Below are 14,740 nucleotides of genomic sequence, written 5' to 3'. Positions count from 1 at the left end.
AGAGCGGGCTTTATCTCGACGGCCAGGCGCAGGTGAGCTGGTATGACAGTGATCTTGGCTCGCACACGGCACACCGCACGCTTGCCGACGGCAATGACGCCTTCGGCTATGCCTTGAGCCTGGAAGCGGGCCAGCGCTTTGCGATCGATCCGCGCTGGACGATCACGCCGCAGGCACAGCTGACCTGGTCGCAGGTCGATTTCGACGGCTTCACCGATCCCTTCGACGCCGCCGTATCGCATGACAAGAGCGACAGCTTCAAGGGCCGTCTCGGCCTATCCGCCGATTACGGCCATGCCTGGCGCGATGATCAAGGTCAGCTGACCCGCGCCAATGTCTATGCCATCGCCAATCTGCATCAAAAATTCCAGGAGGGCAGCAAGATCGAGGTGTCGGGCGTCAGCTTCGCCAGCGAAAACGACCGCACCTGGGGCGGCATCGGCGGTGGCGGCACCTATAGCTGGGCCGACGGCAAATACGCGCTGCATGGCGAGGTCTCCGTCGACACCAGCCTCGAGAACTTCGCCGACAGCTACAAGCTCACCGGCAATCTCGGGATGAAGGTGAAGTGGTGATGGTCACCTGAAACTAGCGAGCGAATACAACTAACAGCCCCAATGTCCGATAAGGCAGAGGGGCCTTTTTCGCGTTCATTTGACGGCCGGAAAGATTTTGCAGTAATATTGATTTCTTTGAGAAATTTCCGAAATTTTCGGGCGAGTTTTACACGCGCGGGTTCGCTTCCCGCTCCAATCGCCGCCGAAACTGGATCGGCCAGAACTGGCCAGGACTGACATGAAACGAGATCGCGAACCGGCCGATATGGTGGAGATCGGCGCAGCCAACAGACGATTGAGCGTTGGCATTATCGTTCTGCCGGGTTTCACGCTTTCGGCGCTGAGCCTGTTTCTCGACCCGTTCCGGCTTGCCGCCGACGACCGCGACAAGAGCCGCCAAATCCGATGCGCCTGGAAGATCTGCACGCTTACCGGCAATCCCGTGGTTTCGAGCTCTGGCGTCGCGGTGGAGCCAACGGCTTCGCTCGGTGCGCTCGACGAATGCGATTATCTCGCCATTGTCGGCGGCGTGCTGCCGCATTATCGCCCCGGCCAGAACACGCTCATCGAATTGCTGAAGCGTGCCGACAAGCGCGGCAGGGCTGTCATCGGCCTGTGCACGGCGGCATTCATCGTCGCTGAGGCCGGGCTTCTCGCTGACCGCAATTGCTGCGTCAACTGGTTCCACAGGGATGATTTCATGGAGTTGTTCGATGGCTTCCTGGCTGATACGACCAGCCTGTTCCATCGCAGCGGCAGGCATTTCACCTGCGCGGGGGGATTGGGCGCCGCATCGCTTGCCCTCTCGATCATCCAGGCGGAAATCTCCGAGGAACTGGCGCGCAAGAGCGCGTCGATCCTGATGTTTCCCTATGAACTGCTCACCTCTGAACAGCCAGCGCTCAGTTTCAATGGTGTTCGCTCACCGCTGATCCGCAAGGCGATCCGGGTTTTCGAGCAGACGCTGGAGGATCCTCTGCCGATGGCGGAGGTCGCTCGCCGGATCGGCGTTTCCGTCCGCCAGATGGAACGGACATTCCAACATGCCGCCGGCAAAACCGCCTTTCAGGTGCGGGAGGAATTGCGGGTGAAGCGCGCGAAGGAACTGCTTGCGACGACGGATATGTCGCTGCTCGATACGGCGATTGCCAGCGGCTTCACCGATACGCGCAGCATGAACCGTTCGTTTCTTCGGCAAAAGCAGAACCCGCCCAAGACTTATCGTAACCGGAGCTGAAGACGTTTCCGCCTTGCATGCGGGCGTTTCAACGCATATCTCTGCCTTTCCTGATTGGAGCAAGTCCAGGAAAAGTGAAAACTGCTTTTCCCATTGGACTTGCGTAAAGACAAAGGAAGGGAGCGGTTCTCCGATTCCATCACAATGGAACTGCTCTAGGAGATATGCATGTCTGACAGAATCAACCGTTTTCTCGGCGATACGCCATTTCGCGTGATCGTGAAACTCATCCTCGTTTCGCTGGTCGTCGGCGTGGTCATGCATGCGTTCAACTGGTCGCCATACGATATATTGTGGGGCATCCATGATTTCTTCCTGCAGCTCTGGAATATGGGCTTCTCCGCAATCGAGCGCTTCGCCAGCTATCTGCTGCTCGGCGCCGCTATCGTCATTCCTGCCTTTATTTTGCTCAGAATCGTAAGCTACCGACGCTGAATACCGCCTTTTGGCGTGATTTTGTCTGGAAGCGTGATGATGATGCATGGTTCTGATTTCGCCGTAGATCGGCGGAAATTCCTGATGCTGACAGGCGCGGCGCTGGCTCTTGCCGCCGCCCCGTCGCTGTGGCTTGCCGATGAGGCCGAAGCCGATGAAAATCCGACGGCACTCTTCAACGCCATCCGCAAGCGCTACAATCTGCCGCCGGTCGACAATGATCCGAAACTTGAGCAGGCCGCGCTTTATCAAGCGAAACGCATGGCCAGCCGCGGCAAGGTCAGCCATAGCGTCGGCTGGGGCAACGGCTTTGCGTCGCGGCTCCGCCAGGCGGGCGTCCGTGGACCTGCGGCGGAAAACGTCGCGGCGGGCCAACGCAGCACGGCGGACGTCTTCGACGCGTGGATGAAGTCTGCAGGCCATCGCAAGAATATGCTCGATCCGGAATTCCGCCATTATGGCCTCGCCTGGGCGACGCCTGAGGACAAGCCGCGCTATATCTATTGGGCAATGGTGCTGGGGCTCTAACCGGCCGCGGATGTCAGCAGGCTTTCGCATGCCGGCGAAACAGCTTGGCGCCCACGGGCGTTGATGGCATAGATCGTGCCATCAGAACTTACGAGTATCTCCCTCCATGCATGGTCCTCAGGAGCATAAAGCAGTGTCTCCGCGCCCCTTCGATGTGACGCATCGCATGGTGATGGCGATCGCCATTCCCATGACGTTGGCCGCGGTCACGACACCGCTGCTCGGGCTTGTCGATACGGCGGTGATCGGCCAGTTCGGCAAGGCGGAGTTGATCGGCGGTCTCGCCATCGGCGCGCTGGTTTTCGACTTCCTGCTTTCGACTTTCAATTTCCTGCGTTCCGGCACGACCGGCCTCGTCGCTCAGGCTATGGGGCGGGGCGACCTTAGAGAAGAGCAGGCCGTCTTCTGGCGGGCCTTCATCATCGCGATCGCAGCCGGCGTGCTGATGATCCTGTGCCTGCCGCTGATCCTTAAAGGCGCGGTCTGGTTCATGGATCCCGAGCCCACTATCAGCGAGGCGATGACCACCTATGTCGTGATCCGCATGATCTCGGCGCCCATGGCGCTCGTCAATTACGCTATTCTCGGCCTGGTCCTGGGGCGCGGCGAGGGCATGCTCGGCCTCGTGCTGCAATTCCTCCTGAACGGCATCAACATCGCCATGTCGATCACGCTTGGCCTGCTGCTCGAATGGGGCGTGGCGGGCGTTGCGTGGGGCACCGTGACGGGCGAGACCATCGCGGCTCTTGTCGGGATGGTCATCGTCATCAGGAAATTCCGCGCCGCGCCGCTTCCCGATCGTGGCCGCATCCTCGATGCGACAGGCATGATGCGCATGTTCACGATCAACCGTGATATCATGATCCGCTCTTTCCTGCTCCTGATCGCATTCACCTTCTTCACGCGCGCCGGCGCGGATCTGGGGCCGGTCGTGCTTGCCGCCAATGCCGTGCTGTTGAATTTCTTTCTGGTGGCGGGCTTCTTCCTCGATGGCATCGCCGCCGCCGCGGAGCAGATCACCGGCCGCGCGGTCGGTGCGCGCTATCTCCCGGCTTTCCTGCGCGGGGCCAAGCTCACCTTTTTATGGGGCGTATTGCTGGCTGCCTGCGTCGCCTTGTTCTTCATGGTGCTTGGCAATCCGATCGTCAGGCTGATGACCAATGCCGTTGATGTCCGGGAAATGGCGGCGGTCTATCTGCCCTGGGCGGCACTGACGGCGCTGACCGGGGTTCTCGCGTTTCACATGGACGGGGTCTATATCGGTGCCACATGGTCGCGCGACATGCGCAACATGATGGTCTTGTCACTCATCGCCTTCTTCGCGGTGCTTTATGCGGTAAAGCCCATGGGCAACCATGGATTATGGCTTGCGATCAATTTCTTCCTGTCGATACGCGGCATCACACTGCTGGCCATGCTGCCGCGGCGGTTGCGCGGCGAATTTGCATACTAAAGCGGAATAGCCTTCGCCGCCCATCGTTCCATATCACGGTCGCGCAATTCACGGATATTCTTCACGCCTTCGCGTTTCACAAGCTGCGACAGGCCCTTGACGATCTCGCCGGGCAATCCGGGGCCGCGATAGACGAGGCCGGTATAAAGCTGGATGAGATCGGCGCCGGCCTTGATCTTGGCAAGCGCCGTATCGGCGCTATCGATGCCGCCGACGCCAATGATCGGCAGGGCAGGCCCGACTTTCTGACGCATCTTGGCAAGAACGATCGTCGAGCGCTCGAAAAGCGGTGCGCCGGAAAGTCCGCCCGCCTCGCCGGTATTCTTCGTGCCTCTGAGGCCGGTTCTCGACAGCGTGGTGTTGGAAATGATCAGCCCGTCCAGCGGATGCGCGAGCGCGATGGCCGCAATATCGTCCAGGCCTTCCTCCGTCAGATCAGGCGCGATTTTCAGGAACACAGGCCGCACGACACCCGATTTCGCAGCCGCGTCGTCGCGTGCCTTCAGTACCTGCGATAGCAGCAGTCCGAGGCTCTCCCGCGCCTGCAGGTCGCGCAATCCCGGCGTGTTGGGAGAGGAGATATTGGCGGTGAAATAGCTGGCGAGAGAATAAAACCGCCTTATGCCGGCGACATAGTCGGCGATGCGGTCGGCCGAATCCTTGTTCGCGCCGATATTGACCCCGACGATGCCGGATTTTCCGGCTCGGCGGACAAGCCGCTGGAACGCCGCCTCATGGCCTTCATTGTTGAACCCGAGACGGTTGATGACCGCGCGATCCTCGATCAGCCGGAAGATGCGTGGGCGCGGATTGCCGGTCTGCGGCAGCGGTGTCAGCGTGCCCACTTCGGCAAAACCGAAACCGAGCTTCATGAGCTCGTCCGGAACCTCGGCATTCTTGTCATAGCCTGCGGCGATGCCGAGCGGATTGGGGAACGAAAGGCCCGCAACCGTCACGGCCAGCGCCGGGTCGCTGCTCCCGCAGGAGAGGAGCCCGCTCTTCAGCGCGGCGATCGAAAGGCCATGCGCCTGTTCGGCGTCGAGCGTGAACAGGGCGCGGCGGCCGAATGTTTCGAAAAGCCCGCTCATTCCGCCATCTCCGCAAATTGATGCATGCCATCGGGCCCCAGCGGCAACGGCTTGGCCCAGCGCACTGCCGAAAGGGGCAGGTCGCCATAAAGATGCGGAAAGAGCGCCCCGCCGCGCGAAACCTCATATTTCAGCGCAGCACCCAGCGCTTCGCCGTCGATAGCGACGAGAAGCAGATCATCCTGCCCGGCAAAATGCTTGGCTGCCGTTTCGCGCAGCTGTGCAGCGGTCGAAAAATGAATGAAACCGTCGGCGACATCGACGGGCGCACCGGTGAAGATGCCGGCCGCCTCGGCCGCTTGCCACAATGCGCGGGGGACGATCTTGTAGATTGTTGCCATGCTCATGACGGCTTTCCGAGCGGGTTCCCATGCTTCATGGGACCTGCTCTAGTTGGAAAAACGGAACACGAAAAGCAAAACAATCCGCTGGCGCACATGAATTTCATATATCTGACCGGATTTTCGGCATAATAGCCGGATGAAAGACGTTTATGAATGGGAGTAACCGCGATGACAGCCCTGAAATCCTGCCTGCCGATGATGGTGCTAGGGGCATTCCTGTCCGGTCCGAATGTCGCCTATTCCCAGGAAGCTGGGCGCTACACCATGGAAAAGACCGACAAGGGATATGTCAGGCTCGACACCAAAACCGGCGATATCTCGCTTTGCAGCGAGCAATCGGGTCAGATGGTGTGCAAGCTCGCCGCAGACGACCGCCGCGCCTATGAGGATGATCTGTCCTCGCTCGACGAGCGGGTGAAGAAGCTCGAAGAACAGGTGGCCGCCTATGGCAGGCTGCCGCCCGTCGTGCGCGATACGCTTCCCTCCGAGGAGGAATTCGAGAAGACCATGAGCTACATGGAACGCTTCTTCCGCCGGTTCATGGACATCGTGAAGGGCTTCGACGGCGGGTCGGATGGCGGAGCAAACGACCCGGTACCCGACAGGACGTGATGGAGGGGAGTAGGGCAGTAGGGGAATAGGTGAGTATGTTTTTGTTGCTTTAGGAATGCGTAATGAGGCTTACTCCCTTACTCCCTTACTCCCTTACTCCCTTACTCCCTTACTCCCTTACTCCCTTACTCCCTTACTCCCTTACTCCCTTACGCAAAACGGCGCGTAGCCTCGATCAATTCATGCGTGATGCCGGGCTCGGTGACGGCATGGCCGCCATCCTCGACGATATGCAACTCGGCCTCCGGCCACACCTTCTTCAGCTGCCAGGCATTGATGAACGGCGTGCACATGTCGTAGCGGCCATGTACGATCACGCCGGGGATATGGCGGATGCGCTCGACATTGCGCAGCAGATGGTCGTCGCTGTCGAAGAAGCCGCGGTTCTGGAAATAGTGGCATTCGATGCGGGCGAAGGCGATGGCGTAATTGTCCTCGCCGAAGGCATTCTCGCGCTCGGGATCGGGCAGCAGCGACAAGGCGGAACCCTCCCAGCGCGCCCATTTGCGCGCCGCCTCGATCTGCACCTGCGGGTTGGGATCGGTCAGCCGTTTGTAATAGGCGGCGATCATGTCGCCACGCTCGGCCTCCGGGATGTGCTCCTGATAGGCTTCGAAACGGTCGGGATAGATGATGCTTGCACCGTTGGAATAGAACCAGTCGACCTCGAAGCGGCGGATCATGAAGATGCCGCGCAGGATGAGCTCGCTGACGCGGTCGGGGTGCGTTTGCGCATAGGCAAGCGCCAGCGTCGATCCCCAGGAGCCGCCGAAGACCTGCCATTTCTCGACGCCGAGATGCTCGCGAATGCGCTCCATGTCGGCAACGAGATCCCAGGTGGTGTTTTCACGCAGTTCAGCATGCGGCGTCGAGCGCCCACAGCCGCGCTGATCGAACAGGATGATGCGGTATCGCTCCGGATCGTGAAGACGGCGCATGGTGGGCGTGATGCCGCCGCCCGGTCCGCCATGGATCATGATAACGGGTTTGCCATCCGGATTGCCGCATTCCTCGATATGGATGCTGTGCAGATCGGAGATGGGGAGCATCTCGTCGCGATGGGCCGTTATCTCGGGATAAAGCGTGTTGCGCGTCGTCATTTAGAGCCTTTTTTATCATTCTTACAGGAAACAAGGTGTTTCCATCGCGGTCATTCCTATAGCACAATAAGGCCAGACGGCGGCAGGACGGTTCCGCCGTCCGTTTATACCGCTCTTTTCGATTGTCGGCTTGAAAAACGCAGACAAAAACAATCTAGTCGTATCGGGTGGGGTTGACCGCAATCTGCTGGGGAGAAACGCGGTGTCATGGAATTGAAATTCATTATCGCCGATGATCATCCGTTGTTTCGCGGGGCATTGCGGCAGGCGCTGACGCAAAAAGCCAGGGAGGCGGATATCGTTGAAGCGGGCGATTTCGACACCGTCAAGAAACTCATTCTTGAAGCCTCGGATATCGATCTGCTGCTGCTCGATCTCACCATGCCGGGGGTCAGCGGCCTTTCAGGTCTGGTCACGCTGAAATCGATCCAGCCCGCTCTTCCCATCGTGATCGTATCGGCGACCGATGATCCGGCGACGATCAGGCGTGCGCTCGAACTCGGGGCCTCCGGCTTCATTTCCAAATCCGCCAGCATGGAAGATATCAACAAGGCGGTCAGCGCCGTTCTGGCTGGCGACATATGGGCGCCTCAGGAAATCAATCTTGGCCACGAGCCCGATCCTGATGTATCCGATCTCATCTCCCGTATCCGTACACTGACGCCGCAGCAGGCCCGCGTCCTGTCGATGCTGGCCGAAGGGCTTCTCAACAAGCAGATCGCCTATGAGCTGAGCGTGTCGGAGGCCACCATCAAGGCCCATGTTTCGGCAGTCCTGCAAAAGCTCGGCGTCGATAGCCGCACGCAGGCGGTCATCCGCCTGTCGAAGATCGGCAATGAGAATTTTCAGACGCTCAGCTGATCTCCCGCCAGCAGGCCTATTCCGCCGCCGCCCGCATCTGGCTTTGGTGGTGTGACAGCAGCGCGCGCAACGCCGCCGGTTTGAGCGGCTTGTGGAGCACGGCCACGTCTTCCTCCTGCGCGCGTAGCCGCACCTCGTTGGAGCGGTCTGCCGTGACGAGAACCGCCGGCAGTTCCTTTTTGAAATGCTCGCGCGCATAGCCGATCATATCGAGACCGTTTTCACCGCCCAGATGATAGTCGGCGAGCATGATATCGGGAGCGATCGTCGCGCCTGAGCAGAAGGCTTTGAGTTCTGCGCCATTGCGCACGCTTGCGACACGGCATCCCCAGCCGTCGAGCAAGATCTCCATGCCGGAGAGTATGCGCGCGTCATCGTCGATGCAGAGCACAGTGATCCCGTTGAGTTCTTTCGAACGGCTGGGCCTCGGCCGTACTTCCGATGCCGCTGCAGGCAGGGGCTGTTGAACGATGGCCAGCCGCACGGAAAAGATCGTGCCCTTGCCGGGCACCGAGCTGAGGTTCAACGGCAGGGCGAGAACCCGCGCGATGCGATCGACGATGGAAAGTCCCAACCCCAGCCCTTCTGCCTCTCGCATGCCTTCATCGAGCCGGGTGAACTCGCGAAAGACGGATTGCAGCTTGTTGGCCGGAATGCCGATACCCGTATCGATCACCTGCAGGTCCATCACATCGCCACGCCGCCTTACGCCCAGGAGTACGCGGCCGCTGCGGCTGTACTTGATCGAGTTGGATACCAGGTTCTGCACGAGCCTGCGCAAGAGATTGCGGTCGGTCTCGACCACAATGCTGCTCGGTACGATGCGAAGCTGCAGGCCTTTCTTCATGGCGAGCGGGGCGAAATCGGTGACGATCTGCTTCATCAGTTCGTCAAGCCGGAACACCGAGACATGCGGCTTCAACGCGCCTGTGTCGAGGCGCGATATGTCGAGAACGGCGCCGAGAATGGCCTCGACCGATTCGAGCGAAGAGTCGATATTGCGGGCAAGGCTGCTCGCCTCCGACCGCCTCAGCCGTTCCGCCAGGGCGGAGCTGTAGAGGCGCGCCGCATTGAGCGGCTGCAGGATATCGTGGCCGACCGCCGCGAGGAAACGCGTCTTGCCCAGATTGGCTTCCTCTGCGACGGCCTGAGCCTTGGCAAGCTGGCTGTTGACATGGGTGAGTTCCATCGTGCGGTCGGCCACGCGCAGTTCCAGCGTTTCATTGATCCGTTTCAATGCATTGGCCGCCTCGACGGCGACGGTGATATCCGTATAGGTGGCGACGATTCCGCCGTCGGGCATGGGGTTTGAGCGGATTTCGAGGATGCGGCCGCTCGATGTCAGATCGATGCGCCATGGCTGCCGGAAACTGGTGAAATTGCGCATGACCGTGGCATTGCTGCCCGTGGCGATGTCGCCGCGCCGGGAGAGGTGTTCCATGATGTCGGAAAGCGGCGTGCCTACCTGACCGAATTCATCGGGCAGGTCGAGCAATGTACGGAACTGACGGTTCCAGCAGGTCAGCCGGAAATCCTTGTCGAGCACGGTGATGCCCTGCTCCATCTGGTCGAGTGCGATCTGCAGCAGGCCGCGATTCTGTTGCAACGCTTCGGATGCGTCGTCGAGAAGGCGCAATGCGCTGCGTGTCGTGCTGTCGTTGCGCTGCAGGAGAAGAGAAAGCACGAGGCGCGCCGAAGACGAGCCGACCGCGCTGCCGAGCAATTGTTCCGCATAGCGGATGATCCCCATATCGGCGGGCGCGCTGCCCACCAGCGTCCGATTTTCGCGCAGTTCGAAACTGTGGAACGAGCGCTCCACCCGTTCCGCACCGAGATAGCGCGAGATCGTCGCCTTCAATTCCTCGACGGTGACCGTCGTGCGGAACCGGCGCAGGGTCGGGACGGCCATGATGTCCCGGGGCATGAAGACCGTGGCCTGGATGCGTTCAAGCGGCGTCGCATGTCTGGAGAGCGAGCCGAGTACATAGAAGAGGGTATTGGCGGCGAGGCTCCAGATGACGCCATTGGTCAGCGGGAACGCATCCGTTCCAAAGAGTGCTTGCGGACGCAGCGCTGCAAAGCCGAACAATCCCTCGCGCAATATGGCTGCATCAGGTGGGGCAAGCGTCGGCAGCAGCAGCGTGTAGGCCCATACGGCGAAACCTGAGAACATGCCGAGCACGGCGCCGCGCGCGTTGGCTCCACGCCAGATGAGTCCGCCGAGGAAGGGAGGGGCGAACTGGGCGATTGCGGCAAACGAGACGAGGCCGATCGATGACAGGCGGATATCGTTCGCCGCCTCGCGGTAATAGATGAAGGAGATGAAGAGGATGACGACGATCGTGGCGCGGCGCGTGTAGAGGATGACGCGTGTCAGATCCTGTTTTTCGGCATCATTGTCGCGGACGAAATGCTTGATGAAAAGCGGCAGCAGCAGATGGTTGGAGATCATGATCGAAAGCGCGACACAGGCGACGATCACCATCGCCGTCGCTGCCGACAATCCGCCGACGAACGCGATCAGCGCCAGGAAATGCGCATCGGCGGCAAGAGGCAGCGCTAGCACGTAGAGATCGGCATTGGTTCCCTCGCCAAGCGTGACGACGCCGGCAAGGGCGATCGGCAGAACGAAAAGATTGATCAGCACGAGATAGGCCGGAAACAGCCAGATCGCGGTGCGTAGTTCCTGTTCGCTTCGGTTTTCGACGACAGCGACGTGGAACTGGCGCGGCAGCATCAGGATCGCCGTTGCGCTGAGCAGGGTCTGCACGATCCATGTGCCGGCGGATGTGTGATAGCTCAACGCCTGTGAAGCCGCTGCGTTCTGCATGACAGCCTCTGCGAGATCGAAGGGGCTGCCGAACAGATAAAACGCGCAGGCAAAGCCGACCGCCAGAAAGGCGCACAGCTTGATGACCGATTCAAGCGCTACCGCCAGGATAAGCCCGTCCTGGTGTTCCGTGGCATCGGTGTGCCGCGTGCCGAACAGAATGGCGAAAACGGCCAGGACGCAGGCCACCGGCAGCGATACATCACTGAAGACATAGCCGATCGGATCGAAGGACTTGCCGAAATGCGAGACCACCAGATCGACTGTGCCTGATACCGCTTTCAACTGCAGGGCGATATAGGGCAGGACACCGACGGTGGCGATGCAGGTCGCCAGAGAGGCGACGGCGAAGCTCTTGCCATAGCGGGCGGCGAGGAAATCGGCAATCGAAGTAATGTGCTCCGCTTTGGCGAGCCGCACGATATGGCGCACCAGCCTGTTTCCAAGCGTGAAAACCAGGATCGGGCCGATATAGATGCCGAGGAATTCCAGCCCCCGCTCGGACGCCACCCCGACCGAGCCCAGAAAGGTCCATGACGTGCAATAGACGGCGAGGCTCAAAGCATAGATATAGGGGCGCGGCTGGCTTCCCCAGCGCTGAGCCTGCCGGTCTCCCATGCTGGCAACGCCGAAAAGCAGCAGCAGATAGAGAAATGCAATGCCGATAATGCCCCAACCCTGCATGGGTCATCCCACCTCTCTGCTCTTCTCCGTTCAAGCAATCACGTCAGGCTATTCCACACAAGATGTTGCTGAAAACCTGCCCGCCCCCATTTTTTTCTTTCGCGGGCCTCTTTTTTGCCTAGAAATATTTTCGGGGATGACGGATCGGGGCTTCATGCCGGGTGCGAACGACGGAGAAAACATAACATGCTTCAGGAATTCAAGGAATTTGCCCTGAAGGGCAACATGGTCGATCTGGCCATCGGTGTCATCATTGGCGGTGCTTTCGGCGGTCTTGTCCAGTCGGTCGTCAAGGACGTCATCATGCCGATTATCGGACTTATCACCGGCGGCATCGATTTTTCCAACATGTTCATCCAGCTTTCCGGCGCGCCGCAACCGACGCTCGATGCCGCGCGTGAAGCGGGGGCGACCATCGCCTACGGAAACTTCCTCACGCTTCTCATCAATTTCCTTATCATCGCATGGGTGCTGTTCCTGGTCGTCAAGATGATGAACAGATTGAAAAGGCAAGAAGAGGCCGCTCCGGCTCCAAAATTGCCAAAGGATCAGGTGCTGCTTGCCGAAATCCGAGATCTTCTTGCCAAGCAGCAGCAAAAGTAATTGCAGGGCGCGGCGCTCTCTTCACATCAACAATGATGATGGCCGCATCACCAAAACCCGCGTGATTTTGTTCTGCTGAATTGATAGGGCTCGGGGTCACAAGGAGACGGTATTCCCATGAGCCTGACCAGACATGTGCGCCGCCAAGCCGCGGATGCGCCGGAAAGCGGTATTGTCGCGGTGATGAACCACGGCCGGCGCCAGGAGGGCGTTCTTCCGCTATGGGCGGGCGAGGGCGATCTTCCGACGCCGGAATTCATCCGCGAAGCCGCAGCCAAGGGGCTCGCCGATGGCGAGACGTTCTATACCTGGCAGGCAGGCATTCCGGAACTGCGCGAGGCGCTCGCGCGCTATCATGCACGCCATTTCGGCGGCCCTGGTCGAGAACAGCACCAGCCGGAAAATTTCTATGTGACGAATTCCGGCATGCATGCCATCCAACTCGCCATCCATGCGACGGCTGGTGTCGGCGACGAGATCGTTTATCTGTCTCCCGCCTGGCCGAATTTCGTTGGTGCGATGGGCATTGCCGGCGGTGCGCCCGTGCCCGTCAGGCTTGATTTCACCGATAATGGCTGGTCGCTCGACGTGGAGAAGATCGCGAGCGCGATCACGTCACGCACCCGCGCCCTTTTCATCAACACACCTTCCAACCCGACGGGCTGGGCCGCCGATGAGATGACGCTCCGCGAAATCCTTGACCTCGCCAGGCGCCATGGTCTGTGGATCATCGCCGACGAAATCTACACCCATTTCTATTATGGCGGCAGGCGCGCGCCTTCCTTCATGGATATCATGGAGCCCGAGGACCGGATCATCTTCGTCAACAGTTTCTCGAAAAACTGGGCGATGACCGGCTGGCGTGTCGGCTGGATCACCGTGCATCCGGCACTCGGGCCGATGCTCGAAAATCTTATCCAATATTCGACATCCGGCGTTCCGCAGTTCCTGCAGCGCGGCGCGGTCGCAGCGCTCGATCACGGCGACGCTTTCATCCGTTCGCAGGCGGAGCGTGCGCGCAATGTACGCGATGGCCTCTGCGCCACGCTGGCGGCCACCGGTCGCGTCCGCCTTTCGCCGCCGCAAGGCGCATTCTATCTGTTCTTCGGCGTTGACGGCATCAAGGATTCGTTTCAGGCCGCGTTCGATATTGTTGATCAGGCGAAGGTGGGGCTTGCGCCGGGAACCGCTTTCGGCGAAGGAGGCGAAGCCTATCTCCGGCTGTGCTTCGCGCGCCGGCCGGATCAGGTCGAGGAAGCGGCGGACCGACTTGCGGAATGGATCAACAGGCTTTGATGCGCGAGAAAGATGATGTCTGGGGCAAGGCGATCGCGGTCGTGGTATCGCTTGCCATCGCGACGGTCGGCGCAGTGCTGGCTTTCTGGATTGGCCTTCCCATCCCGTTTCTTTTAGGCTCGGTCATCGCGGTGACAGCCGCATCACTCGCCGGACTTCGGATCTATTTGCCTGATTGGCTGCGCAACGTGGTCTTCTTCATGCTCGGACTGCAGGCGGGTTCCGGCGTGCGGCCCGATACGCTCGACCAGCTTGCGGCATGGCCGGGTAGTTTCGTCATGCTGTTCGTCACCCTCATCCTGGTGACCGGACTGACCTATCTGCTTTTGCGCAAGGGATTTGGCTGGGACGGCCAGACGGCGCTGTTTTCCGCCCTTCCGGGCGCGCTCTCCTTCGTCCTGGCGGCCGCCAGCGACACACGTGCCGACATGGTCAAGATCACCATCATCCAGACCACGCGCCTATTGCTGCTGATCGGTTTTCTGGCGCCGCTCCTCGCTGTTCTGAGCCGCAATGCCCCGCATGTGGATATCGCTGTTGCCGGCGATCTGACGCTCCAGGCGGCCGGCATACTCTTTGCAGGCGGTTTGGCCGGTGCCGTGATCGGCCATTACAGCCGCATACCGGGCGGCATGATGCTCGGCGCGCTTCTGGCGAGCGCGCTTCTGCATGGGACGTCGACGGTGGCGGCCAGCCTGCCGCGCGGCATCTCCGATATCGGCATGATCGTGCTGGGCGTTTTGATCGGTTCGCGCATCAATGCAAGCCATCGCCGGCATATCCTGCGCTATCTGCCCGCGGCCCTTCTCGCTTTCATCATCGGTACGTCAGCGGCATTCGCCACCGGCGCGCTGGTCTGGCTGATCTTCGATATTCACCCGGCCCAGATCGCGCTAGCCTTCGCGCCGGGCGCCCTCGAAGCGCTGACCGTCATCGCTTTTTCCCTCGGCGTCGACCCGGCCTATGTCGCCTCGCACCATGTGGCGCGCTTCATCATGATCGCCCTCACAGTACCGTTTCTCGCCCGATGGTTGAAAAACCGGCAGGACAAACAAACCAAAAAGGGCTGACGCGCGTCAGCCCTTTTTGTAATCTCACCGACCGTTCAGGCT

The 14,740-nt window shown here is 60.2% G+C and carries 14 protein-coding genes; 10 read left to right on the top strand and 4 right to left on the bottom strand.

Annotated elements, in window-relative coordinates:
- The 5 genes from C5748_RS22990 to C5748_RS22970 all read left to right on the top strand — a co-directional run.
- A partial coding sequence (locus C5748_RS22990) for an autotransporter outer membrane beta-barrel domain-containing protein (RefSeq protein WP_146119598.1) occupies positions 1-575 on the top strand: 575 nt, incomplete at its 5' end.
- Positions 576-795: 220 nt separating this feature from the next.
- A complete protein-coding gene (locus tag C5748_RS22985) occupies positions 796-1,794 on the top strand; it encodes a GlxA family transcriptional regulator (protein WP_105744715.1) in 999 nt (332 codons plus the stop codon).
- Positions 1,795-1,962: 168 nt separating this feature from the next.
- Positions 1,963-2,229, top strand: a complete 267-nt coding sequence (locus tag C5748_RS22980; protein WP_105744713.1) for a DUF6460 domain-containing protein — start codon at positions 1,963-1,965, stop codon at positions 2,227-2,229.
- 39 nt (positions 2,230-2,268) lie between these two features.
- Positions 2,269-2,757, top strand: a complete 489-nt coding sequence (locus tag C5748_RS22975; RefSeq protein ID WP_199194876.1) for a CAP domain-containing protein — start codon at positions 2,269-2,271, stop codon at positions 2,755-2,757.
- A gap of 166 nt (positions 2,758-2,923) precedes the next feature.
- Positions 2,924-4,210: an MATE family efflux transporter gene (locus tag C5748_RS22970; RefSeq protein ID WP_245581938.1), complete on the top strand. Its 1,287-nt coding sequence runs from the start codon at positions 2,924-2,926 to the stop codon at positions 4,208-4,210.
- Here C5748_RS22970 and C5748_RS22965 read toward each other — a convergent pair.
- Complete coding sequence (locus tag C5748_RS22965) at positions 4,207-5,298, bottom strand: quinone-dependent dihydroorotate dehydrogenase (RefSeq protein ID WP_105744709.1); 1,092 nt, start codon at positions 5,296-5,298, stop codon at positions 4,207-4,209. The two genes, C5748_RS22970 and C5748_RS22965, sit on opposite strands and share 4 nt — an antisense overlap.
- Positions 5,295-5,645, bottom strand: a complete 351-nt coding sequence (locus C5748_RS22960) for a DUF952 domain-containing protein (RefSeq protein WP_105744707.1) — start codon at positions 5,643-5,645, stop codon at positions 5,295-5,297. Before C5748_RS22960 ends, C5748_RS22965 begins: the two co-directional genes overlap by 4 nt.
- Before the next feature lie 165 nt (positions 5,646-5,810).
- Between C5748_RS22960 and C5748_RS22955 the strand changes: the two genes are divergently transcribed.
- On the top strand, positions 5,811-6,254 hold the full coding sequence (locus C5748_RS22955; protein ID WP_105744705.1) for a hypothetical protein: 444 nt from the start codon (positions 5,811-5,813) through the stop codon (positions 6,252-6,254).
- Between the two features lie 149 nt (positions 6,255-6,403).
- Here C5748_RS22955 and pip read toward each other — a convergent pair whose 3' ends face one another.
- Positions 6,404-7,354, bottom strand: coding sequence for a prolyl aminopeptidase (pip, locus tag C5748_RS22950; RefSeq protein WP_105744703.1), 951 nt, complete (start codon positions 7,352-7,354; stop codon positions 6,404-6,406).
- A 213-nt stretch (positions 7,355-7,567) separates the two neighbouring features.
- Here pip and C5748_RS22945 point away from each other — a divergent pair, with 213 nt between their 5' ends.
- The gene (locus tag C5748_RS22945) at positions 7,568-8,215 is read left to right on the top strand and encodes a response regulator transcription factor (protein WP_105744723.1); all 648 of its coding nucleotides are present in this window, start codon (positions 7,568-7,570) and stop codon (positions 8,213-8,215) included.
- Between the two features lie 16 nt (positions 8,216-8,231).
- On the opposite strand, the gene C5748_RS22940 is transcribed toward C5748_RS22945, so the two are convergent.
- Entirely contained in the window at positions 8,232-11,729 is a 3,498-nt protein-coding gene (locus tag C5748_RS22940) for a PAS domain-containing hybrid sensor histidine kinase/response regulator (RefSeq protein ID WP_105744701.1), read from the bottom strand.
- Positions 11,730-11,915: 186 nt separating this feature from the next.
- Here C5748_RS22940 and mscL point away from each other — a divergent pair, with 186 nt between their 5' ends.
- From mscL to C5748_RS22925, 3 genes are all read left to right on the top strand, one after another.
- Complete coding sequence (mscL, locus tag C5748_RS22935) at positions 11,916-12,332, top strand: large conductance mechanosensitive channel protein MscL (protein WP_105744699.1); 417 nt, start codon at positions 11,916-11,918, stop codon at positions 12,330-12,332.
- Between the two features lie 117 nt (positions 12,333-12,449).
- Positions 12,450-13,628, top strand: a complete 1,179-nt coding sequence (locus C5748_RS22930) for a pyridoxal phosphate-dependent aminotransferase (protein WP_105744697.1) — start codon at positions 12,450-12,452, stop codon at positions 13,626-13,628.
- The gene (locus tag C5748_RS22925) at positions 13,628-14,698 is read left to right on the top strand and encodes an AbrB family transcriptional regulator (RefSeq protein ID WP_158259911.1); all 1,071 of its coding nucleotides are present in this window, start codon (positions 13,628-13,630) and stop codon (positions 14,696-14,698) included. The genes C5748_RS22930 and C5748_RS22925 overlap by 1 nt, the downstream gene beginning before the upstream one ends.
- The last annotated feature ends 42 nt before the right edge of the window (positions 14,699-14,740 follow it).

Origin of the sequence: Phyllobacterium phragmitis, from assembly GCF_002980495.1 — a bacterium.
GTDB classification, from domain to species: domain Bacteria; phylum Pseudomonadota; class Alphaproteobacteria; order Rhizobiales; family Rhizobiaceae; genus Paramesorhizobium; species Paramesorhizobium phragmitis.
The sequence above is the reverse complement of the archived record's forward strand: the minus strand, read 5'-3'. Positions and strand labels throughout refer to the sequence as shown.

Excerpts from the sequence above, each read along its gene's own strand:
- C5748_RS22980 (WP_105744713.1), top strand. The coding sequence starts at position 1,963 with ATGTCTGACAGAATCAACCGTTTTCTCGGCGATACGCCATTTCGCGTG.
- C5748_RS22965 (WP_105744709.1), bottom strand. The coding sequence starts at position 5,298 with ATGAGCGGGCTTTTCGAAACATTCGGCCGCCGCGCCCTGTTCACGCTC.
- C5748_RS22930 (WP_105744697.1), top strand. The coding sequence starts at position 12,450 with ATGAGCCTGACCAGACATGTGCGCCGCCAAGCCGCGGATGCGCCGGAA.
- pip (WP_105744703.1), bottom strand. The coding sequence starts at position 7,354 with ATGACGACGCGCAACACGCTTTATCCCGAGATAACGGCCCATCGCGAC.
- mscL (WP_105744699.1), top strand. The coding sequence starts at position 11,916 with ATGCTTCAGGAATTCAAGGAATTTGCCCTGAAGGGCAACATGGTCGAT.
- C5748_RS22975 (WP_199194876.1), top strand. The coding sequence starts at position 2,269 with ATGATGCATGGTTCTGATTTCGCCGTAGATCGGCGGAAATTCCTGATG.
- C5748_RS22925 (WP_158259911.1), top strand. The coding sequence starts at position 13,628 with ATGCGCGAGAAAGATGATGTCTGGGGCAAGGCGATCGCGGTCGTGGTA.
- C5748_RS22960 (WP_105744707.1), bottom strand. The coding sequence starts at position 5,645 with ATGAGCATGGCAACAATCTACAAGATCGTCCCCCGCGCATTGTGGCAA.
- C5748_RS22955 (WP_105744705.1), top strand. The coding sequence starts at position 5,811 with ATGACAGCCCTGAAATCCTGCCTGCCGATGATGGTGCTAGGGGCATTC.
- C5748_RS22940 (WP_105744701.1), bottom strand. The coding sequence starts at position 11,729 with ATGCAGGGTTGGGGCATTATCGGCATTGCATTTCTCTATCTGCTGCTG.
- C5748_RS22985 (WP_105744715.1), top strand. The coding sequence starts at position 796 with ATGAAACGAGATCGCGAACCGGCCGATATGGTGGAGATCGGCGCAGCC.
- C5748_RS22970 (WP_245581938.1), top strand. The coding sequence starts at position 2,924 with ATGGTGATGGCGATCGCCATTCCCATGACGTTGGCCGCGGTCACGACA.